We start from the raw sequence: 24,589 nt of genomic DNA on the forward strand, positions 1-24,589 counted from the left end.
CTGTCAAGTTAACAAGCTGACTCAGAAACATGGGATAATCTGGGCATGCAAAATACCAATATTTATGCCGGATATCGCTATCCACCCCAGATAATCAGTCACGCTGTGTGGCTTTATCATAGATTTACACTTAGCTTTCGTGACATCGAAGAATTGCTGTCAGCAAGAGGTATTACCGTCAGTTACGAAACTGTCAGAAATTAATGTGATAAATTCGTGCAAAGGTATTGCAGTCAAATTAGGAAGAACCGAGGGCAATTAGGTGATACCTGGTATCGTGAGGTATTTATCAACATCAATGGTGTCCGCATTATCTTTGGCGGGCAGTCGATCAGGATGGTGACGAAATTGACATTCTGGTTCAAAAACGTAAAGACAAGAAAGCAGCGAGCCGATCCTTCCGAAAGTTACTCAAAGGCCAGCAAGCCTCGCCAATCAAGATAGTCACCGATAAATTGCGCAGTTATTCAGCAGCAAAGAAAGAGCTGATACCTGATGTAGAACACTCCACCCAGCAGTACGAAAACAACCGGTGCGAGTTATCCCATCAACCTGGTCGGCAACAGGAGAGGCAGATGAGGAAATTTAAATCACAAGGTCAGGCTCAACGTTTTCTCTCTAGTCATGGTGTGGTTAATAATCTATTCAGGCTTGGTCGCCATTTAATGAAAGCGAGTAATTACAGACTTATCCGAGACAGGTCGCTCGTTGAATGGAACAGGGTGAGCTATGTCCAAAATTTGGCATAGGTAATCAAACTGTCGTTCAATTCAACCGATCTCGGTAACTTGACAGTATCGAAACCATATCTCTAGCCTATTCTGATCTGCATTGTGCCGCAATGCCTAGTGCAGGTCCTGCACGGCTATTTTTGAATCTCGCTATAGTATGAGTCGCCTTGTTACATTGCTTGTTTGATTCAATGCCGACATAAGAAGTATCACGCTATGGCGATGATAAGTAACAAGTGAAGGGCAGTACAATAGATAAGAAATCAGGCTGCTTACGCAGCCCGATTATTATTCAATCATTACTGACGGCAAAGATTGGACTGGCTTTTTAATCGCTAGATTTAGTCACTTACAGTTTTTATGGAGTAACGGTGTTCTTCTGCAAGGTAACGGCGGTTTGGGCAAATAATCGTCCCTTGACCGACGCATTGGTATTAACTGCAATCAAGGTTTTACTTAATATAACGCCTTGAAAACTGGCACCAGTGCCTATCGTTACGCCACCGGCAACCTGCCAGAAAATGTTTTCAGCTTTAGCGCCGCGGGCTAATATGACTGACCTTGATGAGGCTTGAAGTAAGTCCCCTGCAATCTGGAAAATCCACACAGCATCGTCGACTCCGCCAGCATCAAGCGTTAAATCAGTTGAAATGCTCACAGTGCTGCTCCATTTGTGAAGCCCGGGAGCAAATGTTGAACCGCCAATCTCACCGGCGCCAATCTCAGTTGTATCAGGGTTAGTGCGCCCGGCTGCGTCTCTGTATGCATCTTCCATAGCACCGATAGCACCGGTTAAGCCACTGGGGTCAGTTACAGCACAGGGTAAAGGACCGGCAGCATCAACGGTGAATACCTTGCCATCACCTACTACTTCATTACATTCAAGCAATAATGCCGCGCCGGTGATTGGACTTGTTCCAACACTACCCGTAACTACTGAAGGATATACATCAGTAATGCCAGTTTTAGTCAGTATGGTAAAATTACTGGCAGATCCGAGATTTACTGGATGCTGGTCAGCCATGACATTGGTTGCGAATAAACCACCAATCAGTAAGGGTAATAAAATTTTTTTCGAATTTTTAATTATATTCATATTTTTCTTCTATTTGATAAAACAATAAAACAATCGCTTTAACAGCATTGTTTCTCGCTTACACAATGTATAACAACCATCCCAATGCGTAAGTTTTTCAAGTGGGGCGCCGTTATCCAAGGTACACTTATAAATTTAATAGTTATAAGACCATCAGCATACACGATGTTGGTCATTTTTACCGCACATTCTAAAAAAACCGGCTATAGGCAAAAAAAACATGCGCAAAAAGGGTATGTTAATCCATGGTTTACGCGAATACTCCGTCTCAGTGCCCCGCACCGGAGCCCCACGGAGCAATAACCAACTTTGAGTGCAGAAAGCAAAAATACAGGGCTTTTTGTCCCGGAAGTAAATCTAAAGATGGGCATATGGTCACGCTTTGCCATATAAAAAAAGATGATGGTTATTCAATCATGGCTCGATTTTATAGACCGTATATGGGGACTGTTTTGTTGATTATTTTTGAATCGCACAACAACATCACCGAGATAAGCATGACTCAAAGCCTTCGCTCAGGGTAATCGTCAGGGCTATGTTCAGGTAAATTGGGCCGCGTGGATAAGATGTTTAAGGCGGAGCTAAATATTCCCTTTCAGCAAAATCTGTTGCGGGAAATAGCGGATGATGGCTCGGAACTGTTTATTATCAACAACATTCGTAATAATACCAATCCACCTTAATATCTACTCACTCAGCGAACGATAATATTGGCTTAGTCTGGGTATAAAGCTTAAGCAAATTTGGCATCGCCCTTCGGGAAGGTCTGGCAAGCTCCCGAGCTGCATTGTATTTTGCGCATCCCTGCGCGCCAACTTTTCAGGGCCGTCTTTCAAACCTTCTGCAAGATTTGTTGGAACAAATCCCAACAGCTTCAGCTGGCCTGCTAAGCAGGTGAGCTACATGAATGTGGCAAATAAAAACATACCCGACGTTTTTGTTACGTCTATGAAGGCAACCAGCTCGCTAGAGTCAAACAGCAAGGACGAAAGGTTTTTACCTTGCACAAACCGTTGCACCTATGGCAGAGCAAGGGCTTGCGTCAGGCTGTGCATCAAATGTAGCAGGATTCAGTCTCCATGCAGGTGTTATGAGCAATGCACAGGATAGGGGTAAACTCGAAAGGCTGTGCCGTTACTTATTTTGAAGAGAGTCCCACTCTGGGGTATTAGAAAAAAGGTTGGCAATAACGACTTACCCCAAGGTTCGCTACCCACTCAAAACAGCCTACCGTGACGACACCACCGGTCACCGGCGCAGTCATGCCATCTATCATTCCGCACATTTATTATAAATAAACCATCGGTCACTTATCAACCAATTTGAACGCAATTCGACCTTTTCGACATGATTTTTCAAAAATAAGTTGACGCCGATCTCCGATCTTGATCTATTACTCACTTTTGCGAGTTAAATCTCATATCAGCAGCCTTAAAACCGCCCAGCAATGTCGCTATTTAGTGGCTGATGCCGCATTGTATGTCAAGGAAACCATCGTTGAAATGAATGCACTGGGCCAATTGTTTATTACACGAGTACCGCAAAAACTCAAAGAAGCAAAAACACTGATACAAAATGCAAGTTTACTGACATTTGAACCTATTTGTGATGGCTACCAAGGTGTCTGGCACATTAGCGATTATGGTGATATAGAGCAGAAATGGTTACTGGTGCGTAGTGAGCAAGCGACGAAACGAGAGCATTACACCCTAAATTCTCGGATGTTGAAGCAGGCAGGAGTCGCAAGACCTTCAAAAAATCATGCCAGCAAGCGTTTGCCTGTCGCACAGATGCCCTTGCAGCCATTGAGCAATGGCAGGAAAAACAAGCCACGCTGGCAGTCGAAGCCACAGTGCTTGAAGTGCCAGTTTACAAAGGCAAAGGATGAATACTTCCCTGATATGAAAAAAAAACCAACGCAAACCCCAACGGTTCGCTGGGTATTTCAGTGTTTTGCGGGTATTGATCTACTTACGATTAATGAGCAGCAAACGCTGCTGTTAAATATTAAAGACAGGCAATCCGTTATAATCAAAATTTTAGGTATAAATTATCAGAGGATATATTCCTAAAATGCTGCGGAATGACGGCTATATATTAATGTTTTCTAATAACAAAATTGTTTACTGCCTTACTAATAAGTTTGCAACTTAGACGGGAATAATTATGAGGCTTTTAATTATAGCAAATATCGGGAGTATAATAATCGATGCAAGGATAAACTGGGCTTAACGCAAGGTGAATTGGCCGAAAAAGCCGGGATAAGTCAGCAACTTATTGGCAAAATAGAAAGCTGTGATGTGTCAAAACCTGGGTCGCTCGAAGAAATTGCTAAGGCATTACAGGTAAGTTACTCATGGATAAAGCATGGCGCTGCTGATATTAGTAACAAGTCCGTATCTTCGAATATAGATTCATTTATATTAACTGCTGACAGCTCTATTGATGAAGCTATTAATACTATGATTATAATTAACGGCCAACGTGGTTTAGCTCCAAATGAGCTTAATATTGAAGTGCTGAAAAGAGCCTTCAAGATCTCATTACGTGGAAAGCTAACAGGCGATTATGTAACCGCCGCAATTAACGTTGATGATATTAAGCGACCTAGGTAGTTAGCTCTATACCAGCGCTTACCAACAATAAGGCTAATAAAATCAGAAAACACGTTTATTGAAATAGTCAGTACTTCACCTGACAAACATTAATCATAGAACTTAACCAAGTCTGGTATAGAGCTATGCGCTAGTTTTAGACATTACAGCCTCAGGCACCAGCCTCTCTTGCAAATACATAATAGCAATCTCTATGCTTCCGAAAACCTTTACAATCTTGTTTTCGACTTCTTTTTTGCTTCTTTATCCATATCAGATTGAAGCAGTTGAAGCCAAGTTATGACTAATATGACGGGGGGTATTGCATGATGCTCGTCCGTGAGTTCGTTTAATAATAAACATAGCTCACGAACTAGGGTATTCAAGTAAACTCAAGTATCTTAAATCCGTATGATTTTCGCGCCACTCAGACTCAAAAGTGCCATTTGTAGAAATTGAGAAGGACTAAGTTGACAGGCAGCTTCGAGCGCAGACTGTGTGAAAAATATTGAACACCTTTTGAGCTAATACCGTGCAATCAACATCATTGCTGACATGCCATCAAATGCTTCCCTTTTATTGCATTATCAGCACAAATGAAGCGATGGCAGAGCCCGCGGATGGCGCGCAAACATGACCGCCTATTTCATCCACCTTTAGCCAAATCAATAATTGTCAGGTTTTTTTACACATATTAACGCCCTTTAAAGTGTTAAATCCCCTTCAGCTCAGTGTTTGATATTTAATCCCAATGCATATGTCAATTTCTTTTACACTTTTAGTTTATAAGGCAGGCCATAACCGCTGGAGACCCTGTGCTTTCGAGGTTGGTATATTTTTTGCATGATGTTTTTAATCAGGTAATACATCTGATAGATAACGCACACACGCTAACAACTAAAGAGAGAGATTTTTACTCATGTTTCGTTCAATTATTTGCACAGTATTACTTAGTACCTTCGCCTCGACTGCAGGAGCCGTTATTATCGATTTCGAGAGCGCTTTGACCTTCCCATACACAGAGGATGGCTTCTTGTTCCAACAAACTGCGGGCTCTTCATTTAGTTTCTCAGCCAATGGTAATCCTAGTACTTCATTTGATGGTGGCTCAGTTATTCCGAACATAGGAGATACCGTTACTGTCACGCAAATTGGTGGTGGCCTATTCACTTTTGACAGTTTTGATGCTGCTTCATTTGTAGATAACTTTTCTACTACCAGATTTGATTTCTTTGGTATTGTGGCGGGTCACAGACAGAACTATTCGCAGATTTTTCTCTTAACGATTCAACCTGGGCGAATTTCACCCCACTTTTCGCAGCGGCCATCGACACGCTTTTTATCTCTGTTGACCAACAGGGATCCACGGCACTGGCCATGGACAATTTCAGTTTAACATCGGCGGTATCGGTGGTTCCAGCTCCCGTCACCCTCGCTATCTTCGGTCTTGGACTCGTTGGCCTTGGATGTTCACGCCGCAAGAAAGCGTAAACAGGACTTCTAGTGAGGGCTTTTTATTGACCGTAATTTGACAATGCTAACGTCCGCTCCTACATGGCGAAGCGTACGATCAAACCAGTTTTATCGGATAATAGCTACGACCGCAAATGGCTCCAGTGAGCGAGGAACGGTCGTAGCCCAAACTGAATATATTGTTAACTTTTTTGATATTTGTGGATGCTATCGGTCGGAATCCTAGTGGCAAGTTTTCCGACAAAGCGGTCATTAGCGCTAAGAATTTTATAGGTGTATTTTGCTACTAAACCCCATATTTAGGAACGTCTTCTATCCGTCGGCCATCTGCCAATTGCAGACGTAGCCGATCAGTTCAGTGAACGTTCCCAATTAGCAGTTAGGAGACAGTCAAGTTTTGTATTTGCATTCTGCGGAGTCCCGCTACTTGCGTAATATATATTTTAAATACCGTAAAGCAGCCTAGGAAAAATGCTGTCTATTAAAATCATGTTTTAAAATCCCCGACTCTATGGTCATTACAAGATAAAAATGTTTGCTTGTAATCCATGCTACTGACGCCTTTTATGATACTCCTACAATCCATGGTGCTGAGTTATTCCACAACTCAGTTCGGGCTATCCAAATGCTAGATATCTGTAAAGATAAAAGTATGGCGACACAGGTCATTGTCGCTCTATGAAGGCGACCAAGGGTATGAAAGTCATAGAGCGCCAGAGCAATTAAAAACGGCGAAAACACTGACTTACCAAAACACAATCCTAACCACCAATACATAAACCCGAGATCTCAGATTTAGTTAACGTGGGTGTTTATGTAAGTACTCTGGCTTATATATTTTGGATGTTTTGGTATTTTGTTGGTATTTTGAACTATATTTTGGATTTCTTGGCATTTTGGTATTTAGTTTATATCTCGTTTGAAAGGATATAATCAGCAGGTATTGTTATCCAAATTAAAGAAACAAGTTGTTGTTTTGAGTACGATGAGGCTCAGAAAACTTTAGATTTAGTTAAAAAAATTTTATCGATAAATTAGTGATTGGTTAGAGCGTAATGAGCAAGAGGAGGCAATAGAAGGCAAGAGGAACGGTTTAAATCACAGCACCATGCTCAACGATTTCTTGCTTGTCACGAACTTGTGAATAATCTGTTACGATTAGGTCGAAACCTGATAAAGCAAAGAATTACAGAACTTTGCGTGAGCGACCGTTTATTAAATGGGAAAGAGTAAGCTGTGTCCAAAATATGAAATAATGTAGTACGAAGGTCATTAATTCTGCTTGATTTCGACAAGTTCATAATACCGTGGTTCTGTATAAGTAAAATTGTCAGGGTGCAAGGCTGCGTTCCACGTTTCTATGCGATGGTGACTGGTTTCTATTACAAAAAAGAGGATTTCTTGGTGGGTACTATGATTGACAGTCTGAGCAAATTTATAGATAAAGGGCTTAAGCGTCAGATATTCTGCTTGACCGGATTCTTGAATTCACTCAGGTGCTGCTCCCTGCTTCTCTTGTTGACGGCAATTGCGCCGATTGTGAACGCACAGTCCCTGGATCTGAATTTCAGCAATGAGGAGCTGGCCTGGATTGCTGACAATCCAGTGATCCGCGTCCACAATGAAACCAACTGGCCGCCATACAACTTCAACGTTGATGGAGAGCCGACGGGGTTTTCAATCGACTATATGCGGCTATTGGCCAAGCAGGCCGGTCTGCAAGTCGAATTCGTGAGCGGCCCGGACTGGAATGAGTTCCTAGACATGATGCGTTCTGGCGATCTCGACGTGATGCTCAACATTGTCGATACACCTGAACGTCGCGAATTTCTGCTGTTTACCTCCCCTTACTCGATCACCTCGCCTGTACTTGCCATCCAGGAGCATGTAACTGGGATAGCTTCCTTAAATGACCTGGTTGGTCGAACGGTGTGCATACCGCAAGGTTCGTCGACCGAGGAGTTTCTGCGCCAAAATTATTCTGATTTAAACCTTCTACCATTAAACGATGCAACGGCCTGCCTGCATGCCGTCGCCGATGGTCGGGCGTTCGCTTCCGTCGGTGGATTTTCGATTCTGGATTACCTCATCAAATCAACCAAGGTGCCGGGCGTGAAAATCGCCAATATAGAAGTAGATCCAAACATGGCATCAGTCATGAGTATCGCGACCAGTATTGGTCAACCGTTGCTAAGAAATATACTACAGAAGGCGCTGGACAGCCTTGATCGAACTGCAGTCACTGACCTACGGCAACAATGGTTGGGTAGCCCGCCTGCTATTACGGGTGTCGGCAATCTCTCAATACTGTGGTGGCTGGTCGGAGGCGTGTTCGGTCTATTCTTATTATTGATGCTGCTGAACGTAATAAGCAAACGTTTTTCATCTGATTCTGGCGTGGTTTTACAAACGGGCACATTACGCTTTCGGATCATCATATACAGTTCACTCAGCATTTTCGTGATTACTATCAGCATCATCGGCTGGTTTGCTTTGGCACAGATCAAAGGAAAAATATTGATGGACATGAAAAACAATCTGGAAAACGTGCTTATAACGACAAATCAACGACTTGAAATGTGGGTAGATTCGCGGGTTTCACTTCTCACTCAAGTCGCCAGAAATACCGAGCTGATTGCTGCAATCGATGGGTTACTGAGAATCAAAGTGAATCCCGATGCACTAACGCAATCCGAAGAACTAGCCACAACACGTTTAGTGCTAGCACAGTATCGGGAAGAGCTGGAACTTGGTTTTTTTATCATCAACCGGGAAGGGATCAGTGTCGGTTCAGCTAGGGATAACAATATTGGCATTCAAAATCTGATTGCCGACCAGAGGCCTAAATTACTTGAACGTGTATTTGCAGGTGAGGCCGTATTTGTACCATCAATATACTCCGATGTGGTCATAGGCGACAAAGACATAGCACATTCAATAAGTATTTTCATTGCTGTGCCGATTAAGCGCAAGGATGGTAAAGTTATCGCAGCACTAACGATGCGTCTCGATCCTGCACAGGGTTTCACACGTGTAATGCAATTATCCAGAGTTGGCGAAAGCGGAGAAAGTTACGCCTTCGATCAAAATGGCACTTTGCTTTCTGGAAGTCGCTTTGAAGATGATTTGCGGCAGATAGGTTTGCTTGGCGAAGGTGAGTCGAGCATCATGAATATTCAGATTCGTGATCCGGGTGTGAATTTAACACAAGGTTTTCGCTCAGACGTCCCTCGGAAACAGCAGGCGATGACTTTAATGGCAGACAGTGCGATAGCTAGCAAAGTCAATTCTAGAAACCAACAATCTCCCGTGCAAAGTAACCTGATTGGATATGGTGACTATCGCGGCGTTCCAGTTTTTGGTGCTTGGTTATGGAATGGCAACCTTGGGATCGGTTTGACCAGTGAAATTGATGTCGATGAAGCATTATCCACCTATTTAACTGTACAACAGACTGCTTTTGGTGTTCTCGGTATCACGCTTTTCTTGGCGCTCGGAGGCATAGTTTTAATCCTAGTGACCGGTGAACGAACCAATAAGATATTGTTACGGGCTAGGGATGAGTTGGAAGATCGTGTTGAAGAACGTACTCAGGAATTGAAGAAGGCGACCAAAAAATCAGAGTTGATTCTGGAGAATGCTACTGATGGCATACTAACAATAGACGATCAGCAGCGTGTCGTAGGATTCAACCCTGCATGTGAGCAGATGTGGGGCTACGGTGCGGACGAAGTGCTAGGTCATGAAATTACAATGCTGATCCCGGAGTATGCCCGGAAAGATCATCTCGCAAACGTTCATAGGTTTCGGGACAGAACCACTGCCGGTATCAGTCTGGAGAGCCGTGGGTTGAAACTGTTTGGCCTAACAAAGTCCGGTGTTGTTTTTCCAACCGAAGTTGGAATAACCAAAAATTTGATTGACGGCGAAATATTATATTCTGCTTTTATTAAGGACATAACCGATCGTGTAAAGGCAGACACTGAGATCCTCGAGGCAAAAAATGCAGCCGATGCTGCGAATCAGGCCAAGAGCGATTTTCTAGCCAATATGAGCCACGAGATCCGCACGCCAATGAATGCGATTATTGGTTTGTCTGACCTAGCACTACGCACGTCATTAACGCCTAAACAACAAGATTATCTTAACAAAGTTCATTCATCGGCAAATTCTTTATTAGGTATCATTAACGATATTCTCGATTTTTCTAAAATTGAAGCCGGTAAGCTTGATATGGAAGTGATCCCATTTTCATTGGATGAGGTTTTGGAAAGTCTGGCCACCATGATTAGCGTTAAAACTCAGGAAAAAGATCTGGAGCTTTTGTTTTCAAGAGCTTCTGATGTACCTGTAAACTTACTGGGCGATCCACTTCGTTTAGGGCAAATTTTGATAAATTTATCCAATAATGCGGTGAAGTTTACTGAAAGAGGAGAAATACTGTTAAGAATAAGTTTAGTCAATCAGAAAGCTGATAGAGCGACGATAAAGTTTTCGGTTGAAGACACCGGCATTGGCATGAGCCAAGAACAAATGGGTAAATTATTCCAATCCTTCTCTCAAGCGGATACCTCAACATCAAGAAAATATGGCGGCACAGGATTAGGCTTAACTATTTCTAAACAACTGGTTGAAATGATGGGCGGTAAAATCTGGATTGAAAGTGAACCCGGCAAAGGAAGCAAATTTATTTTTGATATTCATTTAGACATCAACCCTAATCCTCAGGATAAAAAGCTGTCTTCTGATCTTGACGGACTTAAAGTTCTTGTCGTCGATGATAATCCACATGCCAGAGAAATATTAGAGCAATATATCAATGATTTTGGTTTAGAAGTTGAGTGTGTTGCGGCGGCTGAAGAAGCGTTTGAAAAATTAATAGGTGTTGACCAACCATTTGATTTAGTTCTTATGGATTTCATTATGCCCAATGGAATGGACGGCGTGACCGCTACCAAACAGATAAAGCAAAAACTAAAATTAAAGAAAATACCTAAAGTTATATTGGTTACCGCTTATGGTTATGGTGATTATGCTGATATGGACGGTGTTTCTTTGTTAGACAACGAACTGAATAAACCCGTCAATCCATCACTGTTGTTAGATACCATCATGGAGACTTTTGGCCATCAAATACTTGGTAACGCCAAAGGAAGTAGGCAGAGCCTAGGTATTGACAAAGAAGCGTTAGATAAAATTCGCGGTGCAAAGATTCTTTTGGTTGAAGATAATGCGATTAATCAGCAGGTAGCGACTGAACTATTAGAGGCGGAGTTATTGGTCGTAGATGTCGCTAATAATGGAAAAGAGGCTGTTGAGGATTTCGAATTAAATAATTATGATTGTGTATTAATGGACGTTCAAATGCCCATTATGGACGGCTATACTGCGACCAAGTTGATCAGACAAAAGCAACAATATGCAGATTTACCAATTTTGGCAATGACAGCAAATGCAACTCAAGAAGATAAAGAATCGGCTTTGGCCGCTGGCATGAATGACCATATTAGCAAACCCATTAATCCCACGGTTTTATTTAATACACTGGTTAAATGGATAAAACCCGGTGATAGGGAAATTCCTGAAACAATAAAAATTGATGAGAATAATACCCCAGAGGCTAATACTGACGGGATAGAACAGATCAGAGGCCTTTCAATAGAAGAAGGGCTTAAACATGTCAATGGCAATAAAAAACTATTAAATAAACTCATTATGGATTTCTATAATGACTATCAAAATGTATTGCTGACGATTGAGCAAGCATTGTCGTTAGAAAATTTTGACGAAGTACAAAGAATCGCCCACACATTAAAAGGAATAGCTGGAACCATTGGCGCATTATCTGTTCAGGAGCAGGCTGGTAATCTTGAGCTCGCTATTAAAAATAACCAAAAGGAATTATTTGAGTCTACTTTGGAAGAATTGGTTGTTGTTTTACAGCCATTATTTGAGCAACTCAAATTAGTCGCAAGTAGCAACAGCCAACAAGCTGATGACTCAGAGGTTTATATTCTGGAAAGTGTTGAAACAGTCAGTGAAAAGATAACTGCATTAGCGCAGTTATTAGAAGAAATGGACCCTGACTCAGAGGAACAGACTGAAGACTTAATATCTAGTTTGAAAGGATATAATCAGAAGGTATTGTTATCCAAATTAAAGAAACAAGTTGCTGGTTTTGAGTACGAAGAAGCGCAGAAAATTTTAGACTTAGTTAAACAAAATATTATCGATAAATCAGAGGCTGGTTTGCGCCTAATGGACAATTCAGATGATGTTATTGATCCAATTTAAATCTTGTATTTGATGAAAATCAGACTAGATTTAACATTTACACTCACCTTTTAAATCATTGCTTTGGGGATAAATAAGAATGAAAAATGGTAAAGATATTTGGATGCAGGCATCGGGCTCAGTTACCCAACGCATTAAACAGGATGATGTGGGTCAAGTGATCCACATTGATAAAATTGACGGTTCAAACGGTGTATTACTTGACCCCAAAACTGGTAGTTTCACGGTGGAATCTGACGGTGATTACCTTGTTGTTGCTGCACCACAGGTAGGGCGCGAAAATCCAGGCGACAACGCCAACTTTCGTTGCTGGCTGCGGGTAAATGGTGAAAACGTACCTGACAGCAATGTGCTGTTGAACCTGTTCCATGTAGACCTTAAAGACGTTATTGTCAGCCAGGGATTAGTCCACCTCAATGCCGGAGATGTTATTCAGGTCCTTATGGCAACCAATAACGCGGCTGCAGGTGTGGGTGTCGAAGCGATTCAACCTACACCAGATGAACCACTGGTGCCTTCCATCATTTTCTCGATTGAGGCCTACGGTTAGAAGTTTTTTCAGGTATTCCTCGGGTTTTAACAATTCAAGCACGCGATGCGGCCCTGTTCGGTTTATGCTCCAAGTGCATATTTACTTACCGTAAATTCGCGTTTTGTAAGGGGCTCGATTTACATCGGGCGTAGTGTGTTATAAAAAACATGAACGATAAATCAGTGGTGGGCTAGCGTGTGGTGGATAAAATCCAGAAGATATTAGTGGTCGATGATGAACGATTAAATATCAATGTGTTGGTTGAATTGTTAAAGCCATCTTATAAAATGATGGCGGCAATAAATGGGCAGCAGGCGATAAAAGCAGCAAATTCTAACTCCCCACCTGATCTAATATTATTAGACATTATGATGCCTGAAATGGATGGTTATGAGGTTTGTAAGCAATTAAAAAATGACCCTAAAACAAAAGATATCCCGATTATTTTTGTTACCGCAATGGGACAAGAAGAAAGTGAAGCTAAAGGTTTAGATTTAGGTGCTGCAGATTATTTAACAAAACCAATATCGCCAGCCATTGTAGAAGCCAGAGTTAAAACACAGTTAGCGTTAAAGCAAAGGCATGAAGAGTTAAAGTCAGCTTATAAAATCATTGAAGAACAAAAAAAACGCATGCAAAATGAGTTAGATGTTGGGCGGGAGATTCAATTAGCAATGGTTCCCAGCATTTTTCCAGCCAGTCACATGTATAATATTTACGCCTCATTAGAACCCGCAAGAGAAGTCGGTGGTGATTTCTATGATGTGTTTAATATAGATGAAGAACATGTTTGTTTTTGTGTAGGTGACGTATCTGGTAAAGGTGTTCCTGCAGCATTATTTATGGCTATGGCTAAGACGCTAATTAAATCCAGAGCTTCAAATGACCCTTCTACGGCAAGTATTGTTACACATGTTAATGATGAATTAAGTCAAGATAATGAGGGGTGCCTTTTTGTCACGTTATTTGTATGTATATTAAATACGCTTACCGGAAAAGTATTAACTACCAACGCTGGACACAATCCACCCATTCTAAGACGCGCTAATGGCGTAATTGAGCTATTAAAGAGACTTGATGGACCGGTGGTAGCCGCAATAGAAGGTTTTGCCTACAAAGAAGGTTTTGTTCAGCTAAATAAGGGTGACTCTTTGTTGATATTTACTGATGGCGTGACAGAGGCAGATACCGCTCATGGTGAATTTTATGGTGATCCAAGATTAGTGAGCTTATTTGAAAATACCGAGAATCGTTCACCAAAACAAATGGTTGAACAGATACTTAGTGATGTGCATGAATTTGAAGGGCAAGGTCGTCAGGCTGATGATATTACCGTCATGGTATTAGATTACTTAGGCGAGATGCAAAGTGAGCAAGATAAAACTATTTCATTTCAGGTCACTAATGCGTTAAATGAAATTGAAAAGGTTGTTGATTTATTTGATGAGTTTGCAACTAATAATAAAGTAAACCAAAAAGTAAAATCGACTATTTCAATGGCACTTGATGATCTACTGACAAATGTAGTCAGTTATGGCTATAACGATGAACAGCAGCATAAAATCGGGGTGAGAATTTCAGTCGTTGAGAGTTCAATTGTCGTAGTAATTACAGACGATGGCATGCCTTTCAATCCTTTTCAAATGGAAAATCCAAATACAAAAGCATCCATTGAAGAAAGAGATATGGGAGGACTAGGTATTCATTTGGTTAAAAAGATGTTTGACCATGTTGCTTATCATAGAAATATTGAAAAAAATGTAGTGACTTTAGTAAAGCAGTTTACTGCTAAATAGAGTGTCGCAATAATACTAAATAAAGATTAATTAAACTTGAAGTATAAGAGGTAGTTTATGAGCATGGAAACAAAAAAAGAACAAGGTGTGTTTGTTATTTCGCCTATAGGCCGTCTTGATACTAATACATCGCCTGATGCTGAAAGGTTGATTGTTGAAGCAATTGATAGTGGTGAAAAAAATGTCGTCATGGACTATACATCCACTGAGTACATCTCAAGTGCAGGGTTACGAGTGGTCCTAAAAACTGCCAAATTACTCAAGCCTAAAGGCGGTGTTATCGTTGTTTGCAATGGCAATGAACAAATAACTGAAGTTTTTGAAATAAGTGGATTTAGTGGCATGGTCGCTTCTTTTAATTCTCTAGAGGAAGCAGTAAGTTCATTAAACTAACCCCGTTATCCAAATACTAAAAAATTTGATTTTTTATTGGAGATAATTGTTCAATGCATAACTTCATCTTAATTATTATTGCAACAGTGGCAATAGCAACGTTATTAAATGTGTTTTTAAAACGATTTAATATGCCTACAGTGATTGGATATATTTTTACCGGAATTATTGTCGGCGCAATATTTAATCTTAAAGTGCAAGGTAATGAAGAATTAGAGCATGTAGCTGAGTTTGGTGTGGTTTTCTTAATGTTTACTATAGGACTTGAATTTTCGATATCCCATCTTAAAAAAATGAAAAAGGAAGTTTTTATATACGGATTTCTACAAGTCTTTGTTAGTGGCATTGTATTAGCATTAATAGCACATTATATCTTTGCAATTGAATATAAGGCAGCAATAGTCGCTGGTTTTGGTTTGTCGTTATCATCAACAGCCATTGTATTAAAAATATTGAACGAATCGGGTCAAATTACAACTGACTACGGCCGCAACTCCCTTGGTATTTTAATTTTCCAAGATATCGCAGTTATTCCAATTTTATTGATGATCGCAATATTTACTAATAACGATAAGAGCCTTTCTGATTTATTATTAGAAACAGCCATTGATGCGGCAATAGCTTTATCAATTTTAGTTTTAATCGGTAAATATCTACTCAGCTATTTTTTTAAAATTGTCTCTAATAGTAATTCAAAAGAAATATATATGGGGTCGATTTTGTTTGTTGTTATAGGCGCTTCGTATATTGCGCATTACTTTGGCTTTTCTTATTCACTCGGCGCTTTTATTGCTGGAATGATGATTGCCGACACAATTTATAAATATCAGGTAGAGGCTGATCTCATTCCCTTTAGAGATTTATTGCTAGGGGTCTTCTTTGTTTCCATAGGTTTACAAATTGACCTCGGTGTTGTGAAGGATAATATCTTAATTGTTTTGGGGCTTAGTCTGTTTGTTATGTTAGTTAAAATGTCGATAACTTATTTAATATTAATTAAATCAAACACACCTAAGACATCATTAAAAACAGCGATAACCTTATCTGAAATAGGTGAGTTTTCACTGGTTGTTTTCTCCTTGTTGATGGCAGAACAAATGATGGATACCGTCACCATACAGATATTGATGGTGACAATTGTGTTAACCATGATCTATACACCCTTCCTGATTAACAACCTTGATTCAATCGTTGGTTTAGTCATAAAAACTGATGTCGCAAAAGAATCATTTGAAAAATCAAGCGTGATAGGTGGTCATGTTATTTTGTGTGGTTATGGAACTTTTGGGCAAGCCGTATCAGAGAAACTACAAAAGGAAGAAATAAACCATGTGATTATTACAGATGATACTGATGACTATGTCAAAGCAAAAGAATCTGAACGCAATGTAGTGTTTGGCGATCCTGCCGATAGAGTTCTACTAGATAAGTTAAGGATTAAGGATGCAATGAGCATTGTTATTGCACTTGAGTCGATTGAAGAGATTCAAAAGGTGAGTGCCGCGATTACTCTAGTTGATCCTGATTTGAAAATTATTGCAAAAGTAGCTTCTGAAAAAGACAAAGCTAATTTAGATCAATTTAATCATGATTTTCTGTTAGACGGGAATGTTCATACCGCAACATTACTGGTTGACAAGATATCTAAATCTAGAATTTTGGCAAAGGAAACATCTAGTCTACAGTACTTAGGTAATTATTCTTTAGATGACCCTTTAGATGCAATTGAAAAAACGCAAAAAGAACAGGCCAGATTGCTAGATATCATTTCTAAATCTTTTAACGCATTTAGAGAAGAAAAAGACATTATGCAAATAAAGGCCCTTTATGATTCGTTTAAGGTTCTAAATGAAATTGTTGGTGCTGCTATTCGCGATATTTTAACCAATGCCAAGCTTGAGTCAAAAGAATATGAAAAAGTGAATTTGTTGATGGATAACCAGACCTTGCTTATTGCTCTTAATGAAGAGTTGGAAAAACTGGGTAAGGAATTAAAATTATTGGAGGACAATGATAAAACAAAATCACTGGCTTGTATTGCAGTTGAAGGCTTGGATACAGTATTGTTAACCTTAAAAGATATAGCCGAAGACTATGATGATATGGATATGGATATGTTAAAGGGGATGACTCTGGGAGAAGGTAAAGGATTATCTAAGATAAGAGAAAGCTATCTCGATACAAAAATGGAACTCAATGCAGAGTCTAAAGCATTGTTGGTTTCTTCAACAAATCATATGGAAGGACTTAAAACGATATTTGGTTCCATCGGAGAGAACTATCGAAAGATTTCTATTATGAATGGATAATTTCATTGGCTGGTTATGTAGTTCAAATCCCATCTGACTTTAATCAGCAAAACAATGAAGCACTAGGAGCAATTGCACTAATTGTTGCTGAATTGGAAAGCCGCTGAACTAGAACATTGTTAGCATTCAAACCTGTGCACTCTAATACCAGCTTAGTGGCAACTTGAGCCAGTCAATGAGTGATTAGTCTACGGCTGGTATTGGCACAAACTTACAATTCAACCTTAATTTTCGACTGACCGCTTTCTCAGTGAACTTGCCGTTGAAGGCAAAGTTACTGAATGGCTAGATCGCTCATTGCCGCCACTCAGGTCTTGTCGCTCTTCACAATTCATCATTTTGAACAGGGAAAACATGTATGTACATGGCTGGATAAACTACTTTGGGATCGCCAATTGTTATCAACGCTGTGTCGAATTGGATCACTGGAACAGGCGCAGAGTGAGAATCGCCTATTGGCGACAGTGGCGTAAGCCCCGCACCAAAGTAAGAAACTTAATGAGATTAGGTATACGTTTACAAGCTGCGGTTGCGTGTGGCATTACCAGTAAAGGGCGTGGGGTAGTGCGAAAACTCCTGAGATCAATCAAGCCTTATCCTTGATTACTTAAAATCCGAAGGGCTTTACTCATTACGTGATGGTTGGATTGCGCTTCATTATCCTAAGTGAAACGCCCTGTGAGGAGCCGCATGCAGTGTGTTGTGGGGGCTGAGGATTAGAGCCCCTTGGCTACCGGATTATGTGAATAATGCACCAATTGAGAAAGCTTCTCGTGCAGACCTACAATTTTTTGAGCGCAATGCTCAGCATCAATTTCACTTGGAGCTTCATTTTTAGTCAGTGAATTAATTATCTCAAAGTACTCTTTACCAAGCTCTTTAGGTATATCAGTGCCGACCGATATATGCAGCAAATGGCTATTAATCGCATTTTTTAATCGGCTCTGCATTGAGCCTGGGCCAACTAGATTCATAATAGCCATATGTAATTTTTCCATTCCATAAATATATGACATAGTAAATACCTCCTACAACAAATATCAAAAATAATTATAGTTTATTTAGTTCAGGTCATACATTGATCTTAAGAACAAAAAGATATCAACCGATCTATTAATAGCCGATGCTAACATAACTAATTATTAGTGAGACCTTGCAAGCTATACTACCTTGTAAGGTAGGAGGTAGCTATGTATAGACGCACTAAGAGTATAGGTAAAATAAAACGTCATTTTTCCTAAAATCAGAATACATGATGCCTCATATTTTCCATATTGACATCTATTTTATATTCTTAAGGGAGTGAAAGTTGGCTATTTTTCGTCTATTAATCAACTGTTTTCACATAATTCAGAATTTAGAACAAGCGCTTCCCGCTGTTGTGCAAACCAGCTCTGAATATTGTTTATTATGATGAACGGCTTTTTTTCAAACAAACTTATCTGAGGTGGTGTTAGATTTTCGCCGTTAGATGCTTGCTTTCAGCGCGTACTTGGTATCTAAACGGTTAGAGAAACTTATCCTCCCACCGTCCTCTCGCTCATTGCCGTCAGTCAAATTTGATTATTCGTATGATGATTTTTCGCTCAATATAGTCTGATAGTTTGAATTCTCTTACGTCCGCTTTAGGTCGTTAGCTGCCCTTTTGGGCTGCGAACTAGACTGACAAATTATCGCGAAAATCAGTTTAACTGAAGTGACTCCGAATGATGGGTATTGGCACATTTGAGCCGAATAGATAAAGGCAGAGCTACGCAGCATCTTCCCGCGCGGCGGCGGCCTTCTGTACGACTTATTTTTTGTCTACAGCCACAAAAAGAAATATCGGGGTCAGAACAAGATTAAATAGCCATAAATAATTTAGTTATCTAAAAACCAATTTCGCCTCTCACAATGGCTTAATCATATGTCTGATTTATAAATATCGGGGTCAGAACAAGATTAAATAGCCATAAATAATTTAGTTATCTAAAAACCAATTTCGCCTCTCACAATGGCTTAATCATATGTCTGATTTACGCTCAATATAGTCTGATAGATCGAATTCTCTAACGTCAGCTATAGGTCGATTTAAGCCTTTTCTAGACTAGAACCTTATGTCGGCTTTTGGCACAAACCCGACCAAAAAGGGGGGGCGTGGCTGTGCAAGATAAAAACTTTAATATGCTCGTACAGAAATGTTTATTGAAAATAGGACTTTTGCATCTAATTCTTAATCTTCAACACTAGCTGTTGAGCAAATTTATTGACGTGACACTGTCACAGATTAATATTTTGGCTATTTATGGACGGTGGGCAAGCTTCTTTACTACGAATATCGATAAGCATGACAAGATAGTCCTTTATATTCATATCTTCGGCTGCTGCAAGATATTTTAAATCAAGGTATGTTTCGCGCGGTAACTCGACAGAAAAGGAAGCATGTTTACGCCTGGATTTCTTTTTGCGTAGCGCCGCTCGTAAAACGTTTAGCTGTTTTTCATTTAGGTGCTTCTTACACCATGAGTCTAGATTAGTAGCTAGGGAGTCATCCTGCTTTATAGAAATGAATGACGAAGTGATGATTTTTTTCAGTTCGTAATATTCGACATGTGCAAAATAAAAGGGGTCGTTTTTCAACTTACTCTGAATATATGACCACGCATGTACCTTGTTTTCGTCTGTGATTGTAAATCGCATTAGCCCATCCCATAAAATGTGACAGTGTCACGGTATATTTAACGAAGCAGATTGTGCGTCGGTCACGTACCTTTTTCTTCCCCATAAAAAATCATTTGCTTTTAGACGATCAGTATTTCATCGGGATGCTACACAAGAATCAAACTCTTTCTTGGTTTTTAACATTAGCCGCTTCCTTGATTGGCTAAAATCCATTATGTAATTAAAGACCATGAAATGAATTTTTGCATGGTGCGGGTAGGCGGTTTAAATCTCTACCGCCTTTGTTTGCCAGTACCGTTGCTTAGCTTTTCGAACACACCCGTAACTTCAGAAACTTTTACAGGAACACCGGAAAGTCGCAATAAAGCTAATTCGCAGAAATAGCAAACAGAAGAAGATTCACCCGCTAAGTATGGTCTTTGACAATTAACGCATAAATAAAAGCCCTTGGGGAATAAAGCCAAGGGCAGTAGGTCTTTCATCAATATGAAATCGCTTGGAAGGAATTCTAAAGCATTTTAAGTAAAGACCAGTTTGGCAAAAAAGAAAAAGGCTGTGTGATATTTTAGTTAGCGAGGTATTAACTTATTGTTGGGCGGCGTCAATACTCGAAGGGTAATTTGATAATGTTTTAGCAAGCTTATTCGCACCTACTTTCCTAATAGAATTACACTAAGCTTATTTTTTGGAGGATGTTCCCAGAACGTTCCCACTTTTAATATACACTATGTTTTTTGGTGACTACTTTGGCTGAAAGCCTTTAGAATTGGTACAACCGAGTGGACTCGAACCACCGACCCCTACCATGTCAAGGTAGTGCTCTAACCAGCTGAGCTACGGTTGTATTGATTGGACTGTCGCTAAAAGACTGAGCTTCTAAGCGGCGCGTATAATAACGATGTGATTATTTATCTGCAAGCCCTTTTTTAGTTATATCGGTTCGATCGCGCAGCAATTGTACAAATTAGCGTTTACCTGGCTTGATATTGCAGCGTTTAAAGAATTTTTGCCAAAAATCTATATGTTGTTGCATAGCAACTTGATAATTTTCAAAGCCTTGTTGGTTGGATTGGTTGATATAGTATTTAAAACTGGGTGACAAATTTGGATGGGCTACTAGGTCTTCTAAAATGGGACTGAGTTGGTATTGGTAGTGATTAATTTGGCTGGCAAGAGGTTGGATTTTTTCGATAAAAAACTGCTGAAAAACGTTGCTTAGATATTCCGCTTTTTTGTTTGACCCGTTTCCGGAACATTGAAGGTTAACAGCGTGTTCTAAAAGCCATTCAGTAGCTTGATTTAAGTGTTTGGTTAATGTCAGTTGGCTTAACCATAATTTAGCGGGTAACGGATTGTTCATCAAATATTGCAAATGTTGTTCTAATTCTGCACTGATAATCTGCTGTTTTTTGTCAAGTTGAACAAGGTAGTGTAATGCTGCTTTGGATTGATTCAGGCCATCTTGTTGATTGCCTTCAATTAATCCAAAATTGGCACTGAAACTTTGTTTTAATTCGCTGCTAAGTTGAATTAAGTCTGCCCAAACCATCGGTAACTGCTGCGTTTTGGTTTGTTGCCAACTTGCTAACTTTTCTCGTAACTTTGAGTCTGTGGTGTCCTTAAGACATAGTTGCAACGCATCCAGTAAATGTCTTTCGTACAGATAACGGGTAGAGGGTAATTGGAGATTACCAAGGGACGTATTGCGCTCGGCAACGAGACTATACAATTCACAGTGTTGCAGGTTATAAAACTCAAAAAGTTTCATTGTGGTGGCCGGAATATTTTGTTTTATATCCCTAAGCGCCGGGTAGGGTGGCAAACTAATGTTCAGGCTGTCTGGGCTTTCAACCTCTAATACGTTCGCCATACGTTGTTGATAATCTTGTAAATGGTTTTGCAGTGAGTGGCTGCTGTCACAGCCCACAACCAACATCATCAACAGAATAAAAGGGTTCTGACGCACAGCTAACCTTTTGTATAGGAAGAAATACTGCGTCCTCCATCAACGGCAATAATTTGTCCTGACACATAAGAGGCTTCTATTAAAAACTTAATTGTATGGGCAATATCTTCCATGGTGCCTAGTCGCTGTGCGGGCACTTGGTTTAGAATTTGTTGTTTATCATCTTGGGTCATTTGCATTTCTGGCCATAATATTGCGCCCGGTGCTACACCGTTAACACGTATCTCAGGCGCTAATTCTAAAGCTAAAGATTGGGTCATGGTCACTAGCGCTGATTTGGCCATGCAGTAAAGCGTGTGATCTTTTAAGGGTCTTGTAGCATGGATATCGACCATATTAATAATGACACCCGTATTTTGAGCTAATGCGGGTGCACAATATTGAGATAAAAATAATGGCCCTTGCATATTACTGCCAACAAGGTTTTGCCAGTCTTTGGTGGTGATAGTGCCAACGGGAGTGGGATAAAATGACGATGCATTATTAATTAATACATCTAAGCGACCAAATGAATCGATGGCTTGTTGACCAATGCGCTCAACGTTCGATAAGTCGGACAAATCACCTTGCACCAACATGGCCGACTTTGCTCTGATGTGATTGAGCTCTAAGCATAGTGATTCGGCTTCTTGTCTCGATTCATTGCAATGCACCACAATGTTTGAACCAAAAGAATGTAGGTATTTTGCTGTATGGGCGCCGATCCTTTTGGCACTACCTGTAATAAGGGTGACTTTGTTTTCCATTTTACTCAAACTTAAGCTATTAAAAGATAAGGGTATATCCGAACGGTGTTAAAGAATAGGGTGGGCTGAGTAGGAAAGATCAACTGACCCTCACATTTACCCTTAAAAATCTAGATATCTAGGTTTTTAAGGGTGAATTTTGCGCTATCTAGATAATGACCACCAAAAAGTATCGCGTGGTTCAATACATGGTAAAGCTGATAAATGGGCTTACGATATTGATAGTCTGTGTCAAGTGGCCAAAAGTCATCATAGCCTTGATAGAAGCTTTCAGGAAATCGACTAAATAATTCTGACATGGCTAAGTCTGTCTCGCGATCACCAAAATAAAGGGCTGGGTCGTATAATACCGGCTGATTTTTATAAAACCCGGTGTTACCTTGCCAAAGGTCACCATGTAGCATTGATGCTGTGGGGTTATGACCCGAGAGTAAGTTTTTGATTGCTGCTACTACATCATCGATATTGATTGAAATATGACCTTTTTCAGATAACAATTGCAGCATAAACCCAATACGTTGCTCAGCAAAAAAATAACTCCATTTCTTTTGCCAGAGATTGGGTTGCGAGGTCAGCCCAACAAAATTATCTTCTTGCCAACCATACATATTTTGAGTATGTGTCTTATGGAGTTCAGCTAATTTTTGCCCAAAGTGAAACCAACTTTGTTCATCACCTTGGGTCATAGCTATGTGTTCTAAGACTAAAAAGCTATGATCTGATACCACACCGGTACAAATGATTTTTGGCACTTTAAATAGTTGGGTGTTACTAAAGTGTTCTAAACCTTCCGCTTCAGCCTCAAAATTAGGTCTGTGTATCTTTTCATTGGTTTTGACAAAAAAGCGCCGTTTTCCGTCTGATATTTTGTAGGCTTTGTGACTCTCGCCAGCTGTGACTTCACGAATGTCGTCACAGATGAAATCTTGTTGAGTACACTCACTGATTTGTTCGCTAATAAAGTGCCACATGTGCAGACCTGATTGGGTATGTGATTGCCTAATTATGGTGTAACTGGCTAACTTGTATGGATGATTAAGCTATAAAAGATGAAGTATTTATATGAATAAGTAATTTATACCCTTACCACCGCAACATGGGCGTTTCAGAATGGCTGGAATGTTTCATTTTATGGGCCGTTTAAGACTGGATGTCGGTCACCCTTTAAACTCCCATTGAAAAAAGTGTATGGAACATATTTTAAAAACGTAGGTTGGCCTATGGTGAATACCATGGCTGCTATTCATCATCTGTCATTGAGAGGTGTTATGGGTATCTATTGGCTGATATTCATCTAATAAAATGACTTTTGTTAAATTTTGGAATGTTTTAAACATAGAGGTGATCAGTTCTCTATTCGCAAAAAATGTAGGTAGCTTACCCCCTGGATTACCACCTCCCATGTAAGTGATTTCGCTTTTTCCATTTTCTAGTGCATTTGCTTCCCATAATCCATGCATGTTTTGCATCCGCACATATTTTGGATGGTGGGGTATGGCATCGCCTCTGCCTGATATTTTAATTTGAACGTTATTGTCGGTGAAGGTGATGCTAGAAAACGTCACCATGTCGCGATTTTTTACTGGCCAAGGCGCTGTAAAAAAAGTAACAAACAAGCGTTCAGTTGGTGAAACCTCATCCAGAATTTTTACTTCGAGGCAGTTGTGTATCCACTTGGAAGAAAACGCCACGTCATCAAGCAAGGCGATTAAGGCATGGGGATTAGCTTCGACAATGGCTTTAACCCATATCTCTTTATAACCAGAATCGTTTAGTTTGCTGTAGATACTGACATTGTTTTTGTGTTTTTCCAGTTTCCAATTGTCTGCCCAACTTATCTTAGTGTTCAACAAAGCGGTTAAAACCAAGAAGCAAACAGCAGTTTTTATTGCTTTACATTGCATCACTAAACCTTATCTCGTTATAATACCTGTAATTGTTCTGATGGTAGCAGAGCATCTTTTTTCAAAGCACCCTTTTTTGGGTGTTTTTTATTTT

At 40.1% G+C, this 24,589-nt stretch carries 19 protein-coding genes, 1 tRNA gene and 1 pseudogene; 13 read left to right on the top strand and 8 right to left on the bottom strand.

The features are described 5' to 3' along the window. The first annotated feature begins 45 nt into the window (after positions 1–45). Together CXF95_RS30500 and CXF95_RS30505 are read left to right on the top strand one after the other, a co-directional pair. Entirely contained in the window at positions 46–204 is a 159-nt protein-coding gene (locus tag CXF95_RS30500; RefSeq protein WP_232787737.1) for a hypothetical protein, read from the top strand. 152 nt (positions 205–356) lie between these two features. Beyond that, entirely contained in the window at positions 357–749 is a 393-nt protein-coding gene (locus CXF95_RS30505; RefSeq protein WP_232787775.1) for a transposase, read from the top strand. A gap of 340 nt (positions 750–1,089) precedes the next feature. Here the strand turns inward: CXF95_RS30505 and CXF95_RS08995 are convergent, their stop codons facing one another. Beyond that, positions 1,090–1,827, bottom strand: coding sequence for an ice-binding family protein (locus CXF95_RS08995; RefSeq protein WP_101198354.1), 738 nt, complete (start codon positions 1,825–1,827; stop codon positions 1,090–1,092). Positions 1,828–2,384: 557 nt separating this feature from the next. Between CXF95_RS08995 and CXF95_RS31125 the strand changes: the two genes are divergently transcribed. The 11 genes and pseudogenes from CXF95_RS31125 to CXF95_RS09045 all read left to right on the top strand — a co-directional run. Further along, positions 2,385–2,510 carry a hypothetical protein gene (locus CXF95_RS31125; RefSeq protein WP_255418905.1) on the top strand — a complete coding sequence of 42 codons (126 nt, stop codon included), beginning with the start codon at positions 2,385–2,387 and terminating at the stop codon, positions 2,508–2,510. Between the two features lie 702 nt (positions 2,511–3,212). Beyond that, positions 3,213–3,899, top strand: a complete 687-nt coding sequence (locus CXF95_RS09000) for a hypothetical protein (protein ID WP_157828112.1) — start codon at positions 3,213–3,215, stop codon at positions 3,897–3,899. 150 nt (positions 3,900–4,049) lie between these two features. Further along, entirely contained in the window at positions 4,050–4,442 is a 393-nt protein-coding gene (locus CXF95_RS09005) for a helix-turn-helix domain-containing protein (protein ID WP_101198356.1), read from the top strand. An 898-nt stretch (positions 4,443–5,340) separates the two neighbouring features. Then, complete coding sequence (locus tag CXF95_RS09010; protein WP_101198357.1) at positions 5,341–5,817, top strand: hypothetical protein; 477 nt, start codon at positions 5,341–5,343, stop codon at positions 5,815–5,817. Beyond that, positions 5,799–5,912, top strand: coding sequence for a PEP-CTERM sorting domain-containing protein (locus CXF95_RS31395; RefSeq protein WP_157828113.1), 114 nt, complete (start codon positions 5,799–5,801; stop codon positions 5,910–5,912). Before CXF95_RS09010 ends, CXF95_RS31395 begins: the two co-directional genes overlap by 19 nt. A 1,395-nt stretch (positions 5,913–7,307) precedes the next feature. Further along, on the top strand, positions 7,308–12,188 hold the full coding sequence (locus tag CXF95_RS09020; protein WP_198556535.1) for a response regulator: 4,881 nt from the start codon (positions 7,308–7,310) through the stop codon (positions 12,186–12,188). Positions 12,189–12,267: 79 nt separating this feature from the next. Further along, positions 12,268–12,738 (top strand): hypothetical protein, encoded by a 471-nt coding sequence (locus CXF95_RS09025; RefSeq protein WP_101198359.1) that lies wholly within the window; start codon positions 12,268–12,270, stop codon positions 12,736–12,738. 182 nt (positions 12,739–12,920) lie between these two features. After that, on the top strand, positions 12,921–14,516 hold the full coding sequence (locus CXF95_RS09030; protein ID WP_198556536.1) for a SpoIIE family protein phosphatase: 1,596 nt from the start codon (positions 12,921–12,923) through the stop codon (positions 14,514–14,516). A gap of 63 nt (positions 14,517–14,579) precedes the next feature. After that, positions 14,580–14,909, top strand: a complete 330-nt coding sequence (locus CXF95_RS09035) for an STAS domain-containing protein (protein ID WP_157828116.1) — start codon at positions 14,580–14,582, stop codon at positions 14,907–14,909. Positions 14,910–14,962: 53 nt separating this feature from the next. Continuing rightward, positions 14,963–17,218 carry a cation:proton antiporter gene (locus CXF95_RS09040; protein WP_101198362.1) on the top strand — a complete coding sequence of 752 codons (2,256 nt, stop codon included), beginning with the start codon at positions 14,963–14,965 and terminating at the stop codon, positions 17,216–17,218. Positions 17,219–17,575: 357 nt separating this feature from the next. Further along, positions 17,576–17,888 (top strand): annotated as a pseudogene (locus tag CXF95_RS09045) (group II intron maturase-specific domain-containing protein); the annotation flags it as partial. Between the two features lie 46 nt (positions 17,889–17,934). Here the strand turns inward: CXF95_RS09045 and CXF95_RS09050 are convergent. The 7 genes from CXF95_RS09050 to CXF95_RS09080 form a co-directional block, all read right to left on the bottom strand. After that, positions 17,935–18,234: a hypothetical protein gene (locus CXF95_RS09050; RefSeq protein WP_101198363.1), complete on the bottom strand. Its 300-nt coding sequence runs from the start codon at positions 18,232–18,234 to the stop codon at positions 17,935–17,937. Between the two features lie 1,243 nt (positions 18,235–19,477). Then, positions 19,478–19,897, bottom strand: a complete 420-nt coding sequence (locus CXF95_RS09055; RefSeq protein ID WP_101198364.1) for a hypothetical protein — start codon at positions 19,895–19,897, stop codon at positions 19,478–19,480. A gap of 749 nt (positions 19,898–20,646) precedes the next feature. After that, positions 20,647–20,723, bottom strand: a tRNA-Val gene (locus CXF95_RS09060). Between the two features lie 120 nt (positions 20,724–20,843). Next, positions 20,844–21,845, bottom strand: a complete 1,002-nt coding sequence (locus tag CXF95_RS09065; protein ID WP_101198365.1) for a DUF3080 domain-containing protein — start codon at positions 21,843–21,845, stop codon at positions 20,844–20,846. Between the two features lie 2 nt (positions 21,846–21,847). Beyond that, positions 21,848–22,591 carry a pteridine reductase gene (locus tag CXF95_RS09070; RefSeq protein ID WP_101198366.1) on the bottom strand — a complete coding sequence of 248 codons (744 nt, stop codon included), beginning with the start codon at positions 22,589–22,591 and terminating at the stop codon, positions 21,848–21,850. Positions 22,592–22,701: 110 nt separating this feature from the next. Then, the gene (locus CXF95_RS09075) at positions 22,702–23,562 is read right to left on the bottom strand and encodes a fructosamine kinase family protein (protein WP_101198367.1); all 861 of its coding nucleotides are present in this window, start codon (positions 23,560–23,562) and stop codon (positions 22,702–22,704) included. A gap of 282 nt (positions 23,563–23,844) precedes the next feature. After that, complete coding sequence (locus CXF95_RS09080) at positions 23,845–24,495, bottom strand: START domain-containing protein (protein ID WP_101198368.1); 651 nt, start codon at positions 24,493–24,495, stop codon at positions 23,845–23,847. Positions 24,496–24,589 lie beyond the last annotated feature (94 nt).

The sequence above is a fragment of the Paraglaciecola sp. MB-3u-78 genome (genome assembly GCF_002835935.1).
GTDB lineage: Bacteria > Pseudomonadota > Gammaproteobacteria > Enterobacterales > Alteromonadaceae > Paraglaciecola.

Bases quoted from the DNA above. Each gene is read 5' to 3' on its own strand.
- CXF95_RS09075 (WP_101198367.1), bottom strand. From the start codon at position 23,562: ATGTGGCACTTTATTAGCGAACAAATCAGTGAGTGTACTCAACAAGAT.
- CXF95_RS09040 (WP_101198362.1), top strand. From the start codon at position 14,963: ATGCATAACTTCATCTTAATTATTATTGCAACAGTGGCAATAGCAACG.
- CXF95_RS31395 (WP_157828113.1), top strand. From the start codon at position 5,799: ATGGACAATTTCAGTTTAACATCGGCGGTATCGGTGGTTCCAGCTCCC.
- CXF95_RS09050 (WP_101198363.1), bottom strand. From the start codon at position 18,234: ATGTCATATATTTATGGAATGGAAAAATTACATATGGCTATTATGAAT.
- CXF95_RS09025 (WP_101198359.1), top strand. From the start codon at position 12,268: ATGAAAAATGGTAAAGATATTTGGATGCAGGCATCGGGCTCAGTTACC.
- CXF95_RS09055 (WP_101198364.1), bottom strand. From the start codon at position 19,897: ATGCGATTTACAATCACAGACGAAAACAAGGTACATGCGTGGTCATAT.
- CXF95_RS08995 (WP_101198354.1), bottom strand. From the start codon at position 1,827: ATGAATATAATTAAAAATTCGAAAAAAATTTTATTACCCTTACTGATT.
- CXF95_RS09035 (WP_157828116.1), top strand. From the start codon at position 14,580: ATGGAAACAAAAAAAGAACAAGGTGTGTTTGTTATTTCGCCTATAGGC.
- CXF95_RS09070 (WP_101198366.1), bottom strand. From the start codon at position 22,591: ATGGAAAACAAAGTCACCCTTATTACAGGTAGTGCCAAAAGGATCGGC.
- CXF95_RS09010 (WP_101198357.1), top strand. From the start codon at position 5,341: ATGTTTCGTTCAATTATTTGCACAGTATTACTTAGTACCTTCGCCTCG.
- CXF95_RS30500 (WP_232787737.1), top strand. From the start codon at position 46: ATGCAAAATACCAATATTTATGCCGGATATCGCTATCCACCCCAGATA.
- CXF95_RS09020 (WP_198556535.1), top strand. From the start codon at position 7,308: ATGATTGACAGTCTGAGCAAATTTATAGATAAAGGGCTTAAGCGTCAG.
- CXF95_RS09080 (WP_101198368.1), bottom strand. From the start codon at position 24,495: ATGCAATGTAAAGCAATAAAAACTGCTGTTTGCTTCTTGGTTTTAACC.